This is a genomic window from Staphylococcus sp. CWZ226, assembly GCF_018986355.1.
In the GTDB taxonomy this organism is placed as follows: Bacteria; Bacillota; Bacilli; order Staphylococcales; family Staphylococcaceae; genus Staphylococcus; species Staphylococcus simulans.
The window spans coordinates 196,380-211,920 of sequence record NZ_JAHMSB010000004.1; the positions used below are offsets into that span (position 1 = coordinate 196,380).

At 36.0% G+C, this 15,541-nt stretch carries 16 protein-coding genes and 1 riboswitch; of the genes, 3 read left to right on the plus strand and 13 right to left on the minus strand.

The window, feature by feature from the left end:
• The first annotated feature begins 510 nt into the window (after window positions 1–510).
• Window positions 511–1,206 (plus strand): iron-sulfur cluster repair di-iron protein ScdA, encoded by a 696-nt coding sequence (scdA, locus tag KRR19_RS05160; RefSeq protein WP_216733505.1) that lies wholly within the window; start codon window positions 511–513, stop codon window positions 1,204–1,206.
• 171 nt (window positions 1,207–1,377) lie between these two features.
• Here the strand turns inward: scdA and KRR19_RS05165 are convergent, their stop codons facing one another.
• The 13 genes from KRR19_RS05165 to norA all read right to left on the minus strand — a co-directional run bounded on the left by KRR19_RS05165 (window position 1,378) and on the right by norA (window position 14,331).
• Window positions 1,378–2,412, minus strand: a complete 1,035-nt coding sequence (locus KRR19_RS05165; RefSeq protein ID WP_070462504.1) for a HAMP domain-containing sensor histidine kinase — start codon at window positions 2,410–2,412, stop codon at window positions 1,378–1,380.
• Window positions 2,413–3,063 carry a response regulator transcription factor gene (locus KRR19_RS05170; protein ID WP_253901111.1) on the minus strand — a complete coding sequence of 217 codons (651 nt, stop codon included), beginning with the start codon at window positions 3,061–3,063 and terminating at the stop codon, window positions 2,413–2,415.
• 13 nt (window positions 3,064–3,076) lie between these two features.
• Window positions 3,077–3,550 (minus strand): DoxX family membrane protein, encoded by a 474-nt coding sequence (locus KRR19_RS05175; protein WP_105978131.1) that lies wholly within the window; start codon window positions 3,548–3,550, stop codon window positions 3,077–3,079.
• Window positions 3,551–3,590: 40 nt separating this feature from the next.
• Complete coding sequence (locus tag KRR19_RS05180) at window positions 3,591–4,019, minus strand: DM13 domain-containing protein (RefSeq protein WP_002481494.1); 429 nt, start codon at window positions 4,017–4,019, stop codon at window positions 3,591–3,593.
• A gap of 193 nt (window positions 4,020–4,212) precedes the next feature.
• Window positions 4,213–5,601, minus strand: coding sequence for a hemolysin family protein (locus KRR19_RS05185; RefSeq protein WP_002481493.1), 1,389 nt, complete (start codon window positions 5,599–5,601; stop codon window positions 4,213–4,215).
• Between the two features lie 413 nt (window positions 5,602–6,014).
• Window positions 6,015–7,958, minus strand: a complete 1,944-nt coding sequence (locus tag KRR19_RS05190; protein ID WP_070848291.1) for a PTS fructose transporter subunit IIABC — start codon at window positions 7,956–7,958, stop codon at window positions 6,015–6,017.
• A 13-nt stretch (window positions 7,959–7,971) separates the two neighbouring features.
• Window positions 7,972–8,886, minus strand: coding sequence for a 1-phosphofructokinase (pfkB, locus tag KRR19_RS05195; RefSeq protein ID WP_105978130.1), 915 nt, complete (start codon window positions 8,884–8,886; stop codon window positions 7,972–7,974).
• Between the two features lie 4 nt (window positions 8,887–8,890).
• On the minus strand, window positions 8,891–9,649 hold the full coding sequence (locus KRR19_RS05200; RefSeq protein ID WP_002481490.1) for a DeoR/GlpR family DNA-binding transcription regulator: 759 nt from the start codon (window positions 9,647–9,649) through the stop codon (window positions 8,891–8,893).
• Window positions 9,650–9,779: 130 nt separating this feature from the next.
• Window positions 9,780–10,268, minus strand: coding sequence for a Cys-tRNA(Pro) deacylase (gene ybaK / locus KRR19_RS05205; protein ID WP_002481489.1), 489 nt, complete (start codon window positions 10,266–10,268; stop codon window positions 9,780–9,782).
• A 93-nt stretch (window positions 10,269–10,361) separates the two neighbouring features.
• Entirely contained in the window at window positions 10,362–10,703 is a 342-nt protein-coding gene (locus KRR19_RS05210; RefSeq protein WP_002481488.1) for a hypothetical protein, read from the minus strand.
• 343 nt (window positions 10,704–11,046) lie between these two features.
• Window positions 11,047–12,000 carry a lactate/malate family dehydrogenase gene (locus KRR19_RS05215; RefSeq protein ID WP_002481487.1) on the minus strand — a complete coding sequence of 318 codons (954 nt, stop codon included), beginning with the start codon at window positions 11,998–12,000 and terminating at the stop codon, window positions 11,047–11,049.
• 15 nt (window positions 12,001–12,015) lie between these two features.
• A complete protein-coding gene (locus tag KRR19_RS05220) occupies window positions 12,016–12,828 on the minus strand; it encodes a MetQ/NlpA family ABC transporter substrate-binding protein (protein WP_002481486.1) in 813 nt (270 codons plus the stop codon).
• A 94-nt stretch (window positions 12,829–12,922) separates the two neighbouring features.
• A riboswitch (SAM riboswitch) is annotated at window positions 12,923–13,028 on the minus strand.
• A 133-nt stretch (window positions 13,029–13,161) separates the two neighbouring features.
• Window positions 13,162–14,331 (minus strand): multidrug efflux MFS transporter NorA, encoded by a 1,170-nt coding sequence (gene norA, locus KRR19_RS05225; RefSeq protein ID WP_156666942.1) that lies wholly within the window; start codon window positions 14,329–14,331, stop codon window positions 13,162–13,164.
• A 286-nt stretch (window positions 14,332–14,617) separates the two neighbouring features.
• On the opposite strand from norA, the gene KRR19_RS05230 reads away from it, so the two are divergent.
• Together KRR19_RS05230 and KRR19_RS05235 are read left to right on the plus strand one after the other, a co-directional pair.
• On the plus strand, window positions 14,618–15,235 hold the full coding sequence (locus KRR19_RS05230; protein WP_002481484.1) for a DUF1361 domain-containing protein: 618 nt from the start codon (window positions 14,618–14,620) through the stop codon (window positions 15,233–15,235).
• A complete protein-coding gene (locus tag KRR19_RS05235) occupies window positions 15,232–15,507 on the plus strand; it encodes a hypothetical protein (protein WP_023015416.1) in 276 nt (91 codons plus the stop codon). Before KRR19_RS05230 ends, KRR19_RS05235 begins: the two co-directional genes overlap by 4 nt.
• Window positions 15,508–15,541: the final 34 nt, after the last annotated feature.

Consider the following 15,541-nt stretch of genomic DNA (forward strand, 5'->3'; position numbering starts at 1 on the left):
CTCTCCTCAGTAACTTCGACTCTCAACTTCAGAATACGCCTACTGCAATTGATAGTAAATATCATTCTCGATTAGTTCTTAATTTTGTCATAAATGTATTTATACATAAATTGTTGTTTTCTTCGATTTTAGTTTTATTTTAATATGTTTATTGTTAAGCAAACTTTGTGTTCTACAAATATTTTAATAAGCGGTATGGTCTCTCCTTCTTAATATTTTTCATTAATCTACTGATATTGGGAATCATTTTCAATTATTCAGAAATTTGTCACAAATGATTGGTTTACGGTTTATTTACACTTATAGTATCTAAAGTAATATTTTTCTTGTGCATTTTAATATAAACGCCCCTTCTTCGAGTTACTTTAATCTCTATACGGGTAAATTTATAATAAATTTTCTTGAAGTTTTTATGAAGATTACAATAATACTTTTAATTTAGAACACTTTTTGTTTTTATTTATCACTATTCTTCTTATAATAGAGATGAGTCGAAAAGGAGCGTATATTATGATTACTAAAACTGATATTGTAGCGAACGTTGTGACAGACTATCCGAAAACTGCTGATACCTTCAAACGTTCTGGTATAGATTTTTGTTGTGGCGGCCAAGTTTCTATTGAAGAAGCTGCGAAAGATAAAAAAAGAGTTGTTTTAGAAGATTTATTAGCTGAACTTGATGAAGCAAGTAAACAAAATGCCGGAGGACAAGGCTTAAATCCTAAATATTTAAGCATCCCTTCTTTAATTCAATACATCCAAGATGCATACCACGAACCAATGAAAGAAGAGTTCAAAAACTTAACACCTTATGTGACTAAACTCGCAAAAGTTCACGGTCCAAGTCATGAGTTCTTGTTAGAATTAAAAGATTTATATACAACATTTAAAAACAATATGTTAGAACATACACAAAAAGAGGATGAAAAAGACTTCCCTCAACTTATCGCATTTGCGAATGGTGAGAATGTTGATAACGTAGAAGCTATTATCGAAGATTTAACTGCAGATCATGACAGTACAGGTAACTTGTTACGTAGAATGGATGAAATTACGAATGATTTCCAACCGCCTATCGAAGCTTGCGGAACATGGCGTTTAGTGTACACTCGTTTAGCTGCGTTAGAAAATGCGACATTACAACACGTACATTTAGAAAACCACGTTTTATTCGAAAAATGTCGCGAACAATTACAACAAAGCTAATTTAACTTTATATTTAGCGTGAATATCTTATAAAACTAAACAGACAAGGTTGAAGATGTGATTATATCTTCAACCTTGTCTGTTTTTTCTTTTCAAATTCATTAGGGATTAGTTCTTATCTTTTATCTGTAATACTTACTTTTACTTTCTACGCTTTTCTTTTCTACTGTTTTATAATTTTGGCAAAGATACGATCATCGTAGTTCCTACTTCAGGTTCACTTTCAACTTGAATCGTACCGCCGATTTGTTTCACCAGTTCTTGTGTGATGTATAACCCTAAACCAGAACCGCCTGTATGGTAATTTCTAGAATCTTCTACTCTGAAAGTACGCTCAAAAATACGCTTAATATCTGCTTTCGCAATTCCGATGCCTTTATCTTTGATGTAAATTTGGATATGTTTTTCGCTTTCAGCAAGACAAATATAAATTGGACTACCTGATGGCGAGAAGTTCATCGCATTATCAATTAAGTTCGTAATGATACGTTCTAACGGTTGCGGATATTGTTTGAAAGGTGCCAACTTATCACAAAACTTCACTTCTAAATGTCTGTTGTCTATTTTCATACGTTGTTCATAGCCATTTAGTATATTCAATAATAATTGGTCGATTTGAATTGTTTCTACTACATAAGTATTCGGAGCATCTAATGTTGCGACATGCGTTAACTCGTCAAACATTTTGGATAGGCGATTAGATTGTTTGATTAAGGTGTCATAGGCTTCCTGACGATCTATTTGTGAGTGAACGACACCGTCTTTTAATGCTTCTGAATACGAAATAATACAAGCGAGCGGTGTTTTTAAATCATGTGCTAAATTTTGAATCAATTCATACTTCTCTTGTTGTTCTGACTTGATTTGGACCATTTGTTTGGTAATCTCATGGGCCATTTTATTAAAAGAGTGACTCAGTTCTTTAATTTCTCTCGGTGAAGTAAATTGCGTAGGTTCCATCTCGTAATTACCATCTGCGAATTGTTTCGTTCTGACATTGAAATGTTTAATCTTTTGAACGAGTGGTGTTAAAAAGAAACTGCAGATGAATAAGGTTAAACAACTCGATACTATAGCGCTAATCGTCAATAACACTGTGGTATGACCATTGAACAACATCAGTTTATAAGCAATACCAAGGATGGTAGAGGCCAATAATACACTAGATAACACTCCGATAATCACTTGTGTTCTGATTGAAAACATTTAGTCTGCTTTCCTTTCGAACTTATAACCAAGACCCCATACTGTGGTAATCGTGTAAGCGTCGAAATGAAATTGTTCGAACTTTTCTCTGATGCGATGAATATGTACATTGACTGTACTTGCATCTTCGTAATAATCATAACCCCATACTTCTTCTAACAATTGCGATTTAGATATCGCTTGATTTTCATGCGTTGCTAAATACCACAACAATTCAAATTCTTTAATTCTCAAGTTCACCACAGCACCATTAATTTCCACACTTTTTTGTTGATCATTCAACTTTAAAGTATCAAAAGTTAAAGCTGTTTGTGCTGACTGACTGCGCTTAACGCGGCTCAACAAATTATTCGCACGTAACACGAGTTCTCTTGGACTGAAAGGCTTCTTTAAATAGTCATCTGCGCCGAGAGTCAAAGCATAAATGGTGTCATGTTCTTTTGTTTTTGCGGACATATAAATAAACGGAATATCCAGTTGTCGTTGTTTCATTTCCTTAATCACTTCATAACCATCTACATTCGGCATCATGATGTCTAAAATAATTAAATCAATTGATGGATCAAGTTGGTTCAAAGCATCTTCCCCATTATGTGCAGTTAATACTTTATAACCTTCATATTCGAAGTACGTTTGGCAGATGACGACCATGTCTTGTTCATCATCAACGATTAAAATTGTGTTCACGTCTTGTATCACCTTTTTCTTTAATATATGCGATTACAGCACTCAATGAAATTTGTTTTAATAAGTTTTTATTCATTAACAATATAATAAAGAGTGCTAATTGAACAGGATACGTAAATATCATATCTGATAAAATATAATTTAGCATAACAAAGGCGCCAAAGAAACTTGCAATATGTGACAGAATTCCTAATATTAACCCTAAACCAATCGCAATTTCCCCTAAAGGTACAATTACATTAAAGACGGGAGCACTGTGCGCAACGATGTGTTCAAAAAAGAGTTTGAACCACACTGGAGAATCTTCATTCTTAATCACAACTGGGATCAGCGGTTCTATTTTAAAACCACCTGTTAACTTCTCCCAACCTTGAGCTAAAATGTAGCCGCCGGCTATAATACGAATTAAAAATAAAATTACGAGTTCAATCGTACGTAGATAATGTTTCATGAAATCACTTCTCTTCTCGTTGAATTATCACTTTAACCTTCTATTTTACTTTTGCGGCACCGAAGATAACGTGCGCTTTCTTACAATAAATCGTCACTTCATTATATTGATCTAAGTCAGCGTCTTTGATGTCGAAAGTTTGTGTTGGTTTATTGTAGTCGACCATTTCTAGTTGTTTGCCCTCTTTAATATTGCCATCCTTTGTCAGATAGACGTACAAATCTGGACCTTTCGCAGATTTAAAATCTGTTAACTTAATTTGGTGATTTTCGATTTTAACGTGACCAGACACTTCCTCTTCACCTGATTTAAATTCACCTGTCAGCACTTTATGGTGATCGTGTTTATGTTCATGTGATGTCTGTTCTGTTTTTTCTTTTGGCTGTTCATCTTTTTCATTGTTACAACCTGCTAAAGTAATACTTGTTGCTAAAAGTGTAGTAGCTAATAAATATGTTTTACTATTCATCATAAACCCTCATTTCATTTTATTTTTGTAATGATTAAGCTTATTATAAATGAGCGATTTATATCATACCATTAACTATTTATTAACTAAGTTATAACTTCAATTCATGTCGGATTTGTGTCTAAACATTAAAAAATCCCTTTTAAACCTAGTACTTTAAGTACGGTCTAAAAGGGATTTGACAGTATTACGATTATTCATCGTTATCTTTTTTATCTCTTTTGTTTCTTTTATTATTGTTGTCATCGTCTTCATCTTCTTCTGAAAGAGACTGACGTTCAGCGTTATATTCATATTTTAAAATGACTGTGATGATTTGGTGATTTTCAATATCTGAAATAATCCAGCGATCAAAATACGTATCGACGTAGTCATTTTTCTGTAAGTTTGTATTATGTGCTTGTAACCATCCGCCGATTGTATCGATATCTTCAGAGTCATCAAACTCGATACCTAATTGATCTGTTAAATCTTCTAACAACACACGACCATTGATTTGGTATGTGTCATCATTTAATTTAATCACATCATTCACTTCATTATCATCGAATTCATCACGGATTTCACCCACGATTTCTTCTAAGATATCTTCCATTGTTAAGATACCAGCAGTTCCGCCGTATTCATCAATAACCAAACTGATGTGTACACGTTCGCGTTGCATTCTGATTAATGCATCACTGATGCGTGTTGTTTCTGAAATCAATGGCAATTCATGAATATAATTTGCAATCTTGATAGGTTTGCCTGAAGCATACTCTGTCAAGAATTCTTTCACATTAATAAAACCTTTGATATGGTCTTTGTCGCCGTCTTCTGTAATTGGGTAACGAGTGAATTGGTATTCTTTAAGTGTCTCTAATAGTTCGTCTACAGTAAAAGGTTCATTTAAAGTGACCATTTGTGTTCTTGGGACCATGACATCTTTCGCTTGTCTCTCATCAAATGAGAAGATGTTTTGCATATAAGCAAGTTCTGTCTGGTTAATCTCACCGCTGTTATAGCTGTTGTTGATAATCATTTTAATTTCTTCTTCTGACATAGCGTCATTGTTTTCATCTGGATCAATACCAAATAGACGGATAATCATTCGTGCAGAACCATTCATTAACCAAATTAATGGTTTCATGATTAAGCCGAAGTAGTAAAGCGGACGTGCATAAAGTAACGCAACTTTCTCAGTGTGCTGAATCGCAAATGTTTTAGGTGCCAATTCACCTAATACTACATGCAGATATGTCACAACTAAGAATGAAATAACGATTGAAATGGTTGTATTCAAAGCATCGGGTAACGGTATCAGTTCAAAAATAGGATGTAATAATTTAGAAAAGACAGGTTCACCTAACCAACCTAGTCCTAAAGATGTAACAGTGATACCGAGCTGACATGCTGATAAGTAGTAGTCAAGATTTGAAATCATTTTCTTGACGACAGCCGCACTGCCGTTGCCTTCTGCAACCATTTCTTCAATTTTAGTAGCTCTGACTTTCACCAAAGCAAATTCTGATCCAACAAACACAGTAGTCAGTGCGATTAAAAATATAAATATTAACAAGTTTATTATGGTCGTACTATCCAATTAGTTCCCTATTGCTAGGGATTCACCTCCAAGTTATATGCCGCTATGTACGGCAATGATGTTTAGCGCATCGTTTTGAGCAAAGTGACAAATGCCTAGTTCATCCTTCCCATTTCCACAGCGACACCTCCCAACTAGCGTAAAATCTAACAAGATTATCATATCATAATCACCATTCAAATAGTAATTTTTTCAGACTGAATTTAAGTTATTTTTTGGTATTTTATGATACCTCTTTACAAATAAAAATAAACAGCTAAGAAGCGAGTCAGCCCGATAAACAGGCTGTCTCTCTCTTAACTGTTTATTCGAATATACATTTACCTACCACAGTAAATTAGATTCGTGATGCGTGTCATTTCTAATAGCACGCCTTTACTATAATGCGCTAAATTCTCGTAAAATTCAACTCATTATTCATCCATTGATTCAGATGCGGCAATTTCGTCTGCTGTCGGTTTACGTTTGATGAAACCGTAAATCACTGCAGAGATGGCTGCGCCGACTAAAATCGCTAGAATTGTTTGTAATGAATGGGAGAAGTCAGTACCTAAGATAACAAAGATACCACCATGCGGTGCTCCGATAGATGAACCTAAGCCAAGTGCAATGGCACCGCCGATACCTGAGCCGATCATCATTGACGGAATTACGCGAATTGGGTCAGCTGCCGCAAATGGAATAGCACCTTCTGTAATGAATGATGCACCCATCACAAAGTTAGGTACAATTGAACCACGTTGTGTTTTTGTAAACTTACGTTTAAAGAACAACATTGAAAGTGCTAATGCAATCGGTGGAATCATACCGCCGACCATAGCTGCTGTAATTGGTGCAGCGTTACCTTCGGTTAATGCCGCTGTTGCAAATACGTAAGCTGCTTTGTTGAATGGACCACCCATATCAATAGCCATCATGGCACCAATCACTAAACCAAGTAACATAATGTTTGCTCCTGATAAACTGTTTAAACCGTTTAATAATAAATGGTTCACCCAAGCTGCTGGTGGGTTAAATACATAAACCATTAATAGACCTGTAATAGTGACAGATAAAATTGGATAAATTAATGTTGGTTTTAAACCTTCAAGTGATTGTGGCATACGACGCGTCATCACTTTGATGCCTTCTGTTAAATAACCTGCTAAGAAACCGGCAATAATACCGCCGATAAATCCAGAGTCACCGCTCATTGCTAACATACCGCCGACTAAACCAGCTGCCATACCTGGTTTTTCAGCAATGCTGCGCGCGATGAATGCTGATAAAATTGGAATAATTAAGTAGAACGCACTGTTCTTACCAATGTTCCACAATTGTTCAGCAAATGCATTATACTCTGAAGATTTCGGATCGAATGAGTTTGGTCCGAACAAGAATACAATTGCCATTAAAATACCACCGGCAATTACAAGTGGCAACATGTTAGAAACACCGTTCATTAAGTGCTTATAAATTGTTTTGCCGACACTTTGTTTTTCTTGTTTACCGCTTGCTTGACCTTTACCTCTGCCTTCTCTTGCTTTAAATGGTGTACGGTCAGTTGCTAAAGCAAGGTCGATTAATTCTTCTGGACGTTTGATGCCGTCAGCAACAGGAACTTCTACGACGTTTTTGCCATCGAAACGATCTGTTTCTACATGCACGTCCGCTGCAACAATAACACCTTGTGCTTTATCAATATCTTCAGTAGTTAAACGGTTTTTAATACCACTTGACCCGTTTGTTTCAACTTTCATTTTGACGCCCATTTTTTTCGCTTGTTTCAATAAAGCATCTTTTGCCATATACGTATGTGCAATACCCGTCGGGCAAGCTGTCACACCGATAACATATGGCTCTTCAGATTCAGCGTCTTTATTCGCTTCAACTGGCGCTGTTTCCTCTTCTTCATCTGGTGCTTCATCGTCTGCACGATCAATAATTGCCAAAACTTCATCTGGTGTTTCTGCGTTTAATAATGATTTTCTGACCTCGTCATCCATTAAGACACCAGATAATTTAGCTAACGCGTCTAAATGTGTTTGTGCACCGCCTTCAGGTGCTGCAATCATAAAGAATAAGTGTGCAGGTTGTCCGTCTAAACTTTGATAATCTACGCCGGCTTTTGATTTACCGAAGGCAATAGCCGGCTTTTTCACTGCGTCAACTTTCGCATGGGGAATCGCAATCCCTTCACCGATACCTGTTGTACTTTGCCCTTCACGTGCCATAATCGCTTCTTTGAACGCTTTGACATCGCTTAAAATACCTGCATGGTCTAATTGATCTACTAAAGCATCAATGACACCTTCTTTTGATGTCGCATCTAAATCCATCGCGATTGTCTCTCGCGTTAATAATTCAGTGATTCTCATATTTTTCTCACTCCTATTTCAAGTCCGTTAATTCAATTTCAGAACGTACTTTTTCTATCATTTCTTTGTTTGCTAAATCTTGACTGAATGCTGTTGCTGTTCCAGAGGCTGCGGCATTACGAAATGCTTCATGTACATCAAAACCTTGTGCTAAACCTGCTAACATACCTGCAACAGTACTATCTCCAGAACCCACTGTATTTAATACATTGCCTTTTGGTACAGAAGCTTTAATACAATGTTCAGCATCAATGTAAATTGCACCCTCACCGCCAAGTGAAACAATCACTGCTTGTGCGCCTTTATCAAGAATAGCTTTTCCGTGTGTCACTACATCATTATCAGAAGTGATATTTGTATCAAACATGACTTCTAATTCATCTTTATTCGGTTTAATAAAAAACGGGTTATATGGCAATACAGTCTCAACTAAGTCTTTTTCTGCATCTACAACTAATTTTGCGCCAGTTTTTTGTGTGATTTTCGCAATTTGTTCATAGGCATTATCAGGAATACTTTTCGGTACACTTCCTGCCACAACAACAGTGTCATCAGCATTCGTGTTTTTAATTTGTGTTAATAACGCTTCAAACGCTTGATTTGAAATAGTAGGTCCACCTGCATTGATTTCTGTTTCTTGACCTGATTTTAATTTCACATTGATACGTGTATCTTCTTCTACTTCAATAAAATCATTTTTAATACCAGCTTGTTGTAAAGCATCTTGGATAAATTTCCCAGGAAATCCACCAACAAATCCCAATGCAGTCGAAGGTGTTTCTAAAGTGTTCAGCACACGCGAAACGTTAATCCCTTTGCCTCCTGCAAATTTATACGTTTCTTTCGCACGGTTAAGTCCGCCTTCTTGAAACGTGTCTACTTTCATAATGTAATCAATCGATGGATTGAAAGTTACTGTATAGATCACTTTATTACACTCCTCTTATCGAATAATGGTTGCGATATGCTTTCATATCTGAACGTTTTAACGCTTTTGCTGAAGTCAAAATTTCAAACGGTACATCTTTCGGTACATTGACACATGCAAAATACGTAGGTCCGAATTTAGAACTATCAAGCAAGACGAAAATATGATGTCCCACTTTCATTGCAGTTTCTTTCACATAAGCTTCTTGTTCATCTGGTGTTGTCAATTTACCTTCTGTATTCATCCCATTCATGCCGATGAAAACTTTATCAAAATGATAATGTTTCAAAGTTTCAATCGCTCGCGGTCCGACAGAAGCTAATGTGCTTGCTTTTACATCTCCGCCAATAATCAACGTTTTAATTCCACGCTGTAATAATGCTTCGACATGGGTTAATCCATTAGTAACTGCGACAATTTCTTGTGCTGTAATGTGTTCTATCATTTCATAAGTCGATGTCCCTGCATCAATATAAATACAATCACGGTCTTCAATTTGTGCAGCTGCGATTTTTGCGATTTCACGTTTTTCTTGTAAATTACGTTCTTTCTTCTCTGACATTTTCGGTTCACTCAAGGCTGTTGTTTTGAGCGTGGCACCGCCATGAACGCGTTGTAATTTACCCATTTTTTGTAACTTAGATAAATCTCGGCGAATTGTCGAAGCGCTGCATCCTGTTAAATCAATTATTTCTTGTAGTGTTAAAAATTCTTTTTCTTTTAATAGTTGTATGATTAGTTCAAACCGTTTCTGCGTTATCATATCGCCACCTCATTTCTTCTTTATTATAAGCGCTTTCTTAATCGTTTTCAATCAAAATCTTTCAAAATCATTCAAAAACAATCATAAACTATTAAAAAAGATGAGCAAATGCTCATCAACACTGCTCATCTTAATTTGCTTCATGTGTCGCAACATCCGCTACTTTTGCTTTCGTTGCTTGAATTAATTCTGAAACATTCACACCCATTTGGACACCAGGCAGACCTCCGCTTACAAATATTTTCTCATGTTGTTGCGCAGATTGGTCAATCACTGTTGGAAATAGATGTTTCATACCAATTGGGGAACAACCGCCACGAATATAACCTGTTACTTTCGTCAACTCATCTAGCGGAAGCAAATGCAGTTTCTTTTCATCTACTGCTTGTGCCGCATGTTTCATATCTAAATGATGTTCTACTGGAATCACAAACACATACGGGTCGTGATTATTGTTAATAAATAAGAGTGTTTTAAACACTTGATCCGGATTAGCATCAATTAGTTTTGCGACTTCTTGTCCTTCAATATGATCTTTACCCATTTTAAATGTACGCATTTCATAATCGATGCCTTCGCGATCTAAAATACGCATCGCATTTGTTTTCTTCTGTTTCATTGCGTTCACCTCACTCTTAATATAGCATGCGAACACAAATCATGACATAAAAAAACAAGGCGTTCTGACATAACTTCAACTCTATAAGTGAGTTCAGTTGTCATAACTGCCTTGTTTTGGAAAATGCTGAAGCCATTGATGGCTTAATTCATTTGTGATGGACGTTAATGAAATCACAAATAATGAACTAGATTCAGCTTCACTCTTATGCGCTGCGTCTGCATGTTGTGTTGATGGTCCCCCTGCCGCTTTACGATATGTTGGCGGTGCATCTGAGGCTGAATGATCAGATGAGACCTGTTTGTCACTTTGCATAAATGTAGATACTCCATTTTGGAATTTCGCGAGTTCATTTTCATTTGTGACTAATACTAATAAGAAAATCAAACAACATGAAAGAATGGCAGCGGACACCCATAAAATAAACGCTCTCATTCCTAATACCTCTTAACCTCTATTTCGTGATTTCAATATTAACATAAAAAACATGACATTTTGGTAGGTAGTAAGCTATTTAAACCAAATGTAATATACGTAACATATGTAACAGAACCGACACGAAAAGAAGCAGTTTAATGTTTAATTGTGTAAGAGCTTTCAATAGTGTGTTAACTGTCTTTCAGAAGTTAAATTAAATTATATTCTCTTTTTATCATACTCATAAAATGACAAAGCAGCGTCTTGTATGACAATATATTACGATTGAGTATGATTATCAAAGAATTATTACAAAAATAAAACGAGCAACCTGATGTTAGATTGCTCGTATATATAACGGTTATACTTGTGCTTGAATTGCCGCTTCGCCCTGTTCAATCGCAGTTTGAATGAAGTTATGTGCCGCTTCCAATTGTTTTTGTTCTTCATTAGACAATTCAATCGGCAAACGCTGTTTCACACCGTTTCTATCAACTAGTGTCAATAAACTTAATGCACCATCGACTAATCCATAAGCACCTTGAACTAATCCGCTGACGGGTTCAATACTATGTTCATCAAATAAAATCGACTGTGCAAGTTGAACAGCCGCTCTTGAAATCGCTGAGTTTGTCCAACCTTTTTTCTTAAAGACATCAAACGCGACTTCGTCAATTGCCGTAGAAATCGCTCCGCGGTCAATTGGCGCATGACCCGTTAATTGTTCAAATTCTGGTAATTCAATCCCATGAATACGCACGCGACTCCAGATTGGCACACAATGTGAACCATGTTCTCCTAATACAAAACCTTCTACATCTTTAGGATCCACATTGTAGTGATCAGCAATTAAAGTACGAAAACGTGCTGACTCTAAAATGGTACCTGTACCGATCACTTTATCAGATGGGTAGCCTGCTTGATGTGCAAGATACGTCATCGCATCCACTGGATTTGAAATTAAAATGACGATAGCTTCTTTCGTCACAGCTGATAATTGTCTAAACACATCATTCACAATAACGCTATTCGCTTTAGTGAGTAAGGTACGATCTTTCATGTCTGGTGTCGAAGCCGCACTCGCTGACACAATCACCACATCCGCATCCACTATATCTTGATAACTGCCTACATGAATTTTTGTGCGATGTGTATGATTCAAACCTTGTATATGATGATGATCCAACACTTCACCTTGTGCTAAGTTTTCATTCGTATCAATCACGACAATTTCTGAAAAGTGCCCTAAATATTGTGCATCAGTTAAGACTTGGCTGCCTACACGTCCTACACCAATAATTCCTAATTTAGCCATATTCATTCGACTCCTTTACTTTGCTTCATATGGTATTACGTCTTTACCGTATTCTTTCTTAATGAATTCTTTCATGTCTTTAGACTGTAATACTTTGATGAGTTCTTGGAATTTTTTATCGTCTTTATGACCTTCTTTAACTGCTAAAATATTCGCAAATGGTGATGATTCATTTTCCATCACAATCGCATCTTTCGAAGGTGTTAAACCATTATCAATCGCATAGTTTGAGTTCATAATAACAGCAGCACCTTCACCGCTTTTATATGTTTTTGGTAAGAATTCTGCACCTTGTTGATTATTGAATTTTAAATCTTTTTTATTTTCAACAATGTCATCGAATTTCGCATCTTCAATTTTCACGCCATCTTTGATTTTAACTAAGCCTTCATTAACGAAGAAAGATAAGAAACGTCCTTCTTCAGCGGGGTTGTTTGAAACATAGATTGTTGAACCTTTTGGAATATCTTTGATGTTTTTATATTTTTTACTGTAAACACCCATTGGTGTTGTGAAGACTTTACCGACTTCTTCAATTTTATAACCATGTGACTTTCTTTCAGCCTTTAAATAAGGAACGTGTTGGAAAAGGTTCGCATCCACGTCTCCTTTATCTAATAATTTATTAGGTACTTTATAATCATTAACGACTTTAACTTCTAAATCATACCCTTTATCTTTCATAGCTTTTTTCGCATGTTCTAATACCTCACCATGCGGAGCTGGAGAAGCTGCTACTGTGATTTTCTCCTTGTCTCCACCTTTGCCGCACGCTGCGAGTACGACCAGTAATACCAATAACCCGATTAAACTACTTACTTTCTTCATTTCCACTGCACCATCCCTATGTAATATTTATCAAATCACCCTTAACAAAAGAAAAAAGCCTTCTCATTAAAATAAGAGAAAGCTTTCATTCTTTCTCTCATCTTCAAAAGTCTATGACTTTTTGTGAATTAGCACCACTTCGTTTACACGATGGTTGCTGGGCTTCGTCGGGCACATCCCTCCGCCTCTCTTGATAAGAGTTCTATTTGATTGAATTGTATTAAGGTTACCACCAGTGACACATTTCGTCAATGTCATTTTCAAATTTTTCAGATAAATAAATATTAAAAGCATGCTGTTGCAAACACAACAGCACACTTTCTATATCATACTCTAACTTTGTTTCAACTTTCTGTTTTTTCTAATGGTCTTCTCAACCATAATAATCACAATCCCTAATAACATGACTGTCACGGACATATACAATGGAAATTCTAAGTTCACATCATATAATGTACCTGCAACGAGCGGGCCTGCGAAGTTCCCCATACTTGTGAAGGTAGAGTTCAAGCCTCCTGCTAACCCTTGACGATTACCCGCAATATTCGAGAAGTAATTCGTTATAGCTGGACGTATCATATCAAAACCGATAAATACTATAAAACTGATAATCATAATTGACCAGTAATGATGTGCAACAATCAATAAAAACAATATAATTGCTGAATAAAGCAGTGATAATTGTATAAATGTTAATTCTTTAAAGTACTTCATAAATTTATCGAACAAGAAGATTTGGAAGATCGCACCTGCTAAGCCACCGCCTGTGATCGCGATAGAAATATCTTTTGGCGCGTAATGTGCTTTATCTGCAGTATATAATGGATAAAGTGTTTCAAATGCTGCAAGTCCGAATGCTAAAACGAACGTAATGATTACCGGGGTAATAAAAGCTTTGATATTAATTTTAGCTAAATCTTGCGGTTCGATAACTGTATGGAAACCATCTGTCGTTTCGCGTTTTGCACCTTGGATAAAGAATAAAGAACAAAAGAATGCTACGACACCTAGGCTCCCAGCGAAGTAGAATGGCAAACGGTGAGAGAACTCTGCCATAAAGCCGCCAAAGCCAGGTCCTAAAATGAATCCGGAGTTAATAATTGCTGACATATAGCCGAAGTTTTTCGCTTTGTCTTCAGGACGTGAGATATCTGCGATCATACCTGTAACCCCAGGCATTACCATACCTGCACTGAAACCACCGATAATTCTTGAAACAATCAAAAGCGGATAGTTGCTGCTCATCGCAAAGATGAACTCAGAAACAGCGAATAATACTAAACCGATACAAATAATTAATTTCTTCCCTAATTTATCAGCTAAGTTGCCTCCGAATGGCGAAATTACCATTTGCGCTAACGCAAAGGCCGCAACAAGAATACCTAAATCACTTCCATTTAAACCTAAGTCCTTTAAATAGACGGGTAACACCGGTACAACTAATCCGATACCTAAGAAGACTAGAAAAATATTAAAATATAAGGTGATTAATTGCTTACTCATGATTTCCTCCTTTATTGCGTTGTTTGATTCAGTCAAATTTTTCGTGACTACCTATTATACACCATAGTTATTCTGCGGCTCAATCAAATAATATTGAATTATTTTAGTCTAATTCTTCCCTCATTTCTTTTTTCTATGCTTAACATGTCTTTTAAATGCTATACTTTTAATTGATATCTAGGCTGAAAACCTGTAATATATTCATCTAAATACGTCTGAAACACGAGTATTGTTGTTTTCAGATAATCCATCCATTAACAGGGATGTTTAAAGAGAGGACTTTGAAATGCAATCACGTTATATTGCACGCATATTATTTGTGATATTAATGCTGCTGACATTGCCTTTAAATCAATTTTACCAATTCATGGCATTAAACTTATTCTTAGCATATATTCCTTTCGAACTCGTTTGGTTACTTAAGTTATTTATACCGAAGCGACGTTTCGAATGGCCGCTATTTATTGTTTTCGCAGCAATCTTTGTCTTAATCTTCCCGAATACCTTTTATATGGTGACAGACCTTATCCATCTTAATCAATTTGCATTTACGATTATGGAAGGGGTCAGACCTATAGAATGGTTGTACTTTACCTTCTTAGTCGGTGGCGTCTGTTTTGCAGTTTATTGTTATATTTTGATTAACATTGAGTTATTCCATTTAACCAATAAACCTTTATTCAATTACATTATCGTCATTGGCTTAATGTTTGCGAATAGTTTAGGAATTGCGATGGGACGATTCTTGAGATTCCATAGTGTCTACTTAGTCACTCAACCACTTTCTATTATCAGAGATGTTGTTCAATTCTTAGACGCGAAAGGTCTTTTCTTCTTATTCGTTATGACCTTGCTACAAGCAATGATATTGATCATGGTGAAAGGAGTGCGCATGGCAAAATGACAATGCAACTTCTTGTTTTTATTGCGGTACTGATAGTTATCCAATTGATTATCGGACACTTTATCCATGAGATTGGTTTTTCATTTCTTGTCAGTATCGGTTTAATGCTGCTGCCATTAGGTATCGGTATCTACTTGCTTCAAATCGCTTATTTTGAACAAAAGTATCCGAATTGGGAAGTACCATTCAATGTAAAACTACGTTTGAAATATATGTATCTTTTAACGTTCGTAGAATATATAGCACTTTATGTGTGTTTCTTTGTATGGTAACACTAAAACCTACATGTTATTTCTATAGAAAAGA

What these genes read in the sequence shown, in the direction of transcription:
- scdA (WP_216733505.1), top strand. Translation starts at nt 511, where the DNA reads ATGATTACTAAAACTGATATTGTAGCGAACGTTGTGACAGACTATCCG.
- KRR19_RS05165 (WP_070462504.1), bottom strand. Translation starts at nt 2,412, where the DNA reads ATGTTTTCAATCAGAACACAAGTGATTATCGGAGTGTTATCTAGTGTA.
- KRR19_RS05170 (WP_253901111.1), bottom strand. Translation starts at nt 3,063, where the DNA reads ATGGTCGTCATCTGCCAAACGTACTTCGAATATGAAGGTTATAAAGTA.
- KRR19_RS05175 (WP_105978131.1), bottom strand. Translation starts at nt 3,550, where the DNA reads ATGAAACATTATCTACGTACGATTGAACTCGTAATTTTATTTTTAATT.
- KRR19_RS05180 (WP_002481494.1), bottom strand. Translation starts at nt 4,019, where the DNA reads ATGAATAGTAAAACATATTTATTAGCTACTACACTTTTAGCAACAAGT.
- KRR19_RS05190 (WP_070848291.1), bottom strand. Translation starts at nt 7,958, where the DNA reads ATGAGAATCACTGAATTATTAACGCGAGAGACAATCGCGATGGATTTA.
- KRR19_RS05200 (WP_002481490.1), bottom strand. Translation starts at nt 9,649, where the DNA reads ATGATAACGCAGAAACGGTTTGAACTAATCATACAACTATTAAAAGAA.
- ybaK (WP_002481489.1), bottom strand. Translation starts at nt 10,268, where the DNA reads ATGAAACAGAAGAAAACAAATGCGATGCGTATTTTAGATCGCGAAGGC.
- KRR19_RS05210 (WP_002481488.1), bottom strand. Translation starts at nt 10,703, where the DNA reads ATGAGAGCGTTTATTTTATGGGTGTCCGCTGCCATTCTTTCATGTTGT.
- KRR19_RS05215 (WP_002481487.1), bottom strand. Translation starts at nt 12,000, where the DNA reads ATGGCTAAATTAGGAATTATTGGTGTAGGACGTGTAGGCAGCCAAGTC.
- KRR19_RS05220 (WP_002481486.1), bottom strand. Translation starts at nt 12,828, where the DNA reads ATGAAGAAAGTAAGTAGTTTAATCGGGTTATTGGTATTACTGGTCGTA.
- norA (WP_156666942.1), bottom strand. Translation starts at nt 14,331, where the DNA reads ATGAGTAAGCAATTAATCACCTTATATTTTAATATTTTTCTAGTCTTC.
- KRR19_RS05230 (WP_002481484.1), top strand. Translation starts at nt 14,618, where the DNA reads ATGCAATCACGTTATATTGCACGCATATTATTTGTGATATTAATGCTG.
- KRR19_RS05235 (WP_023015416.1), top strand. Translation starts at nt 15,232, where the DNA reads ATGACAATGCAACTTCTTGTTTTTATTGCGGTACTGATAGTTATCCAA.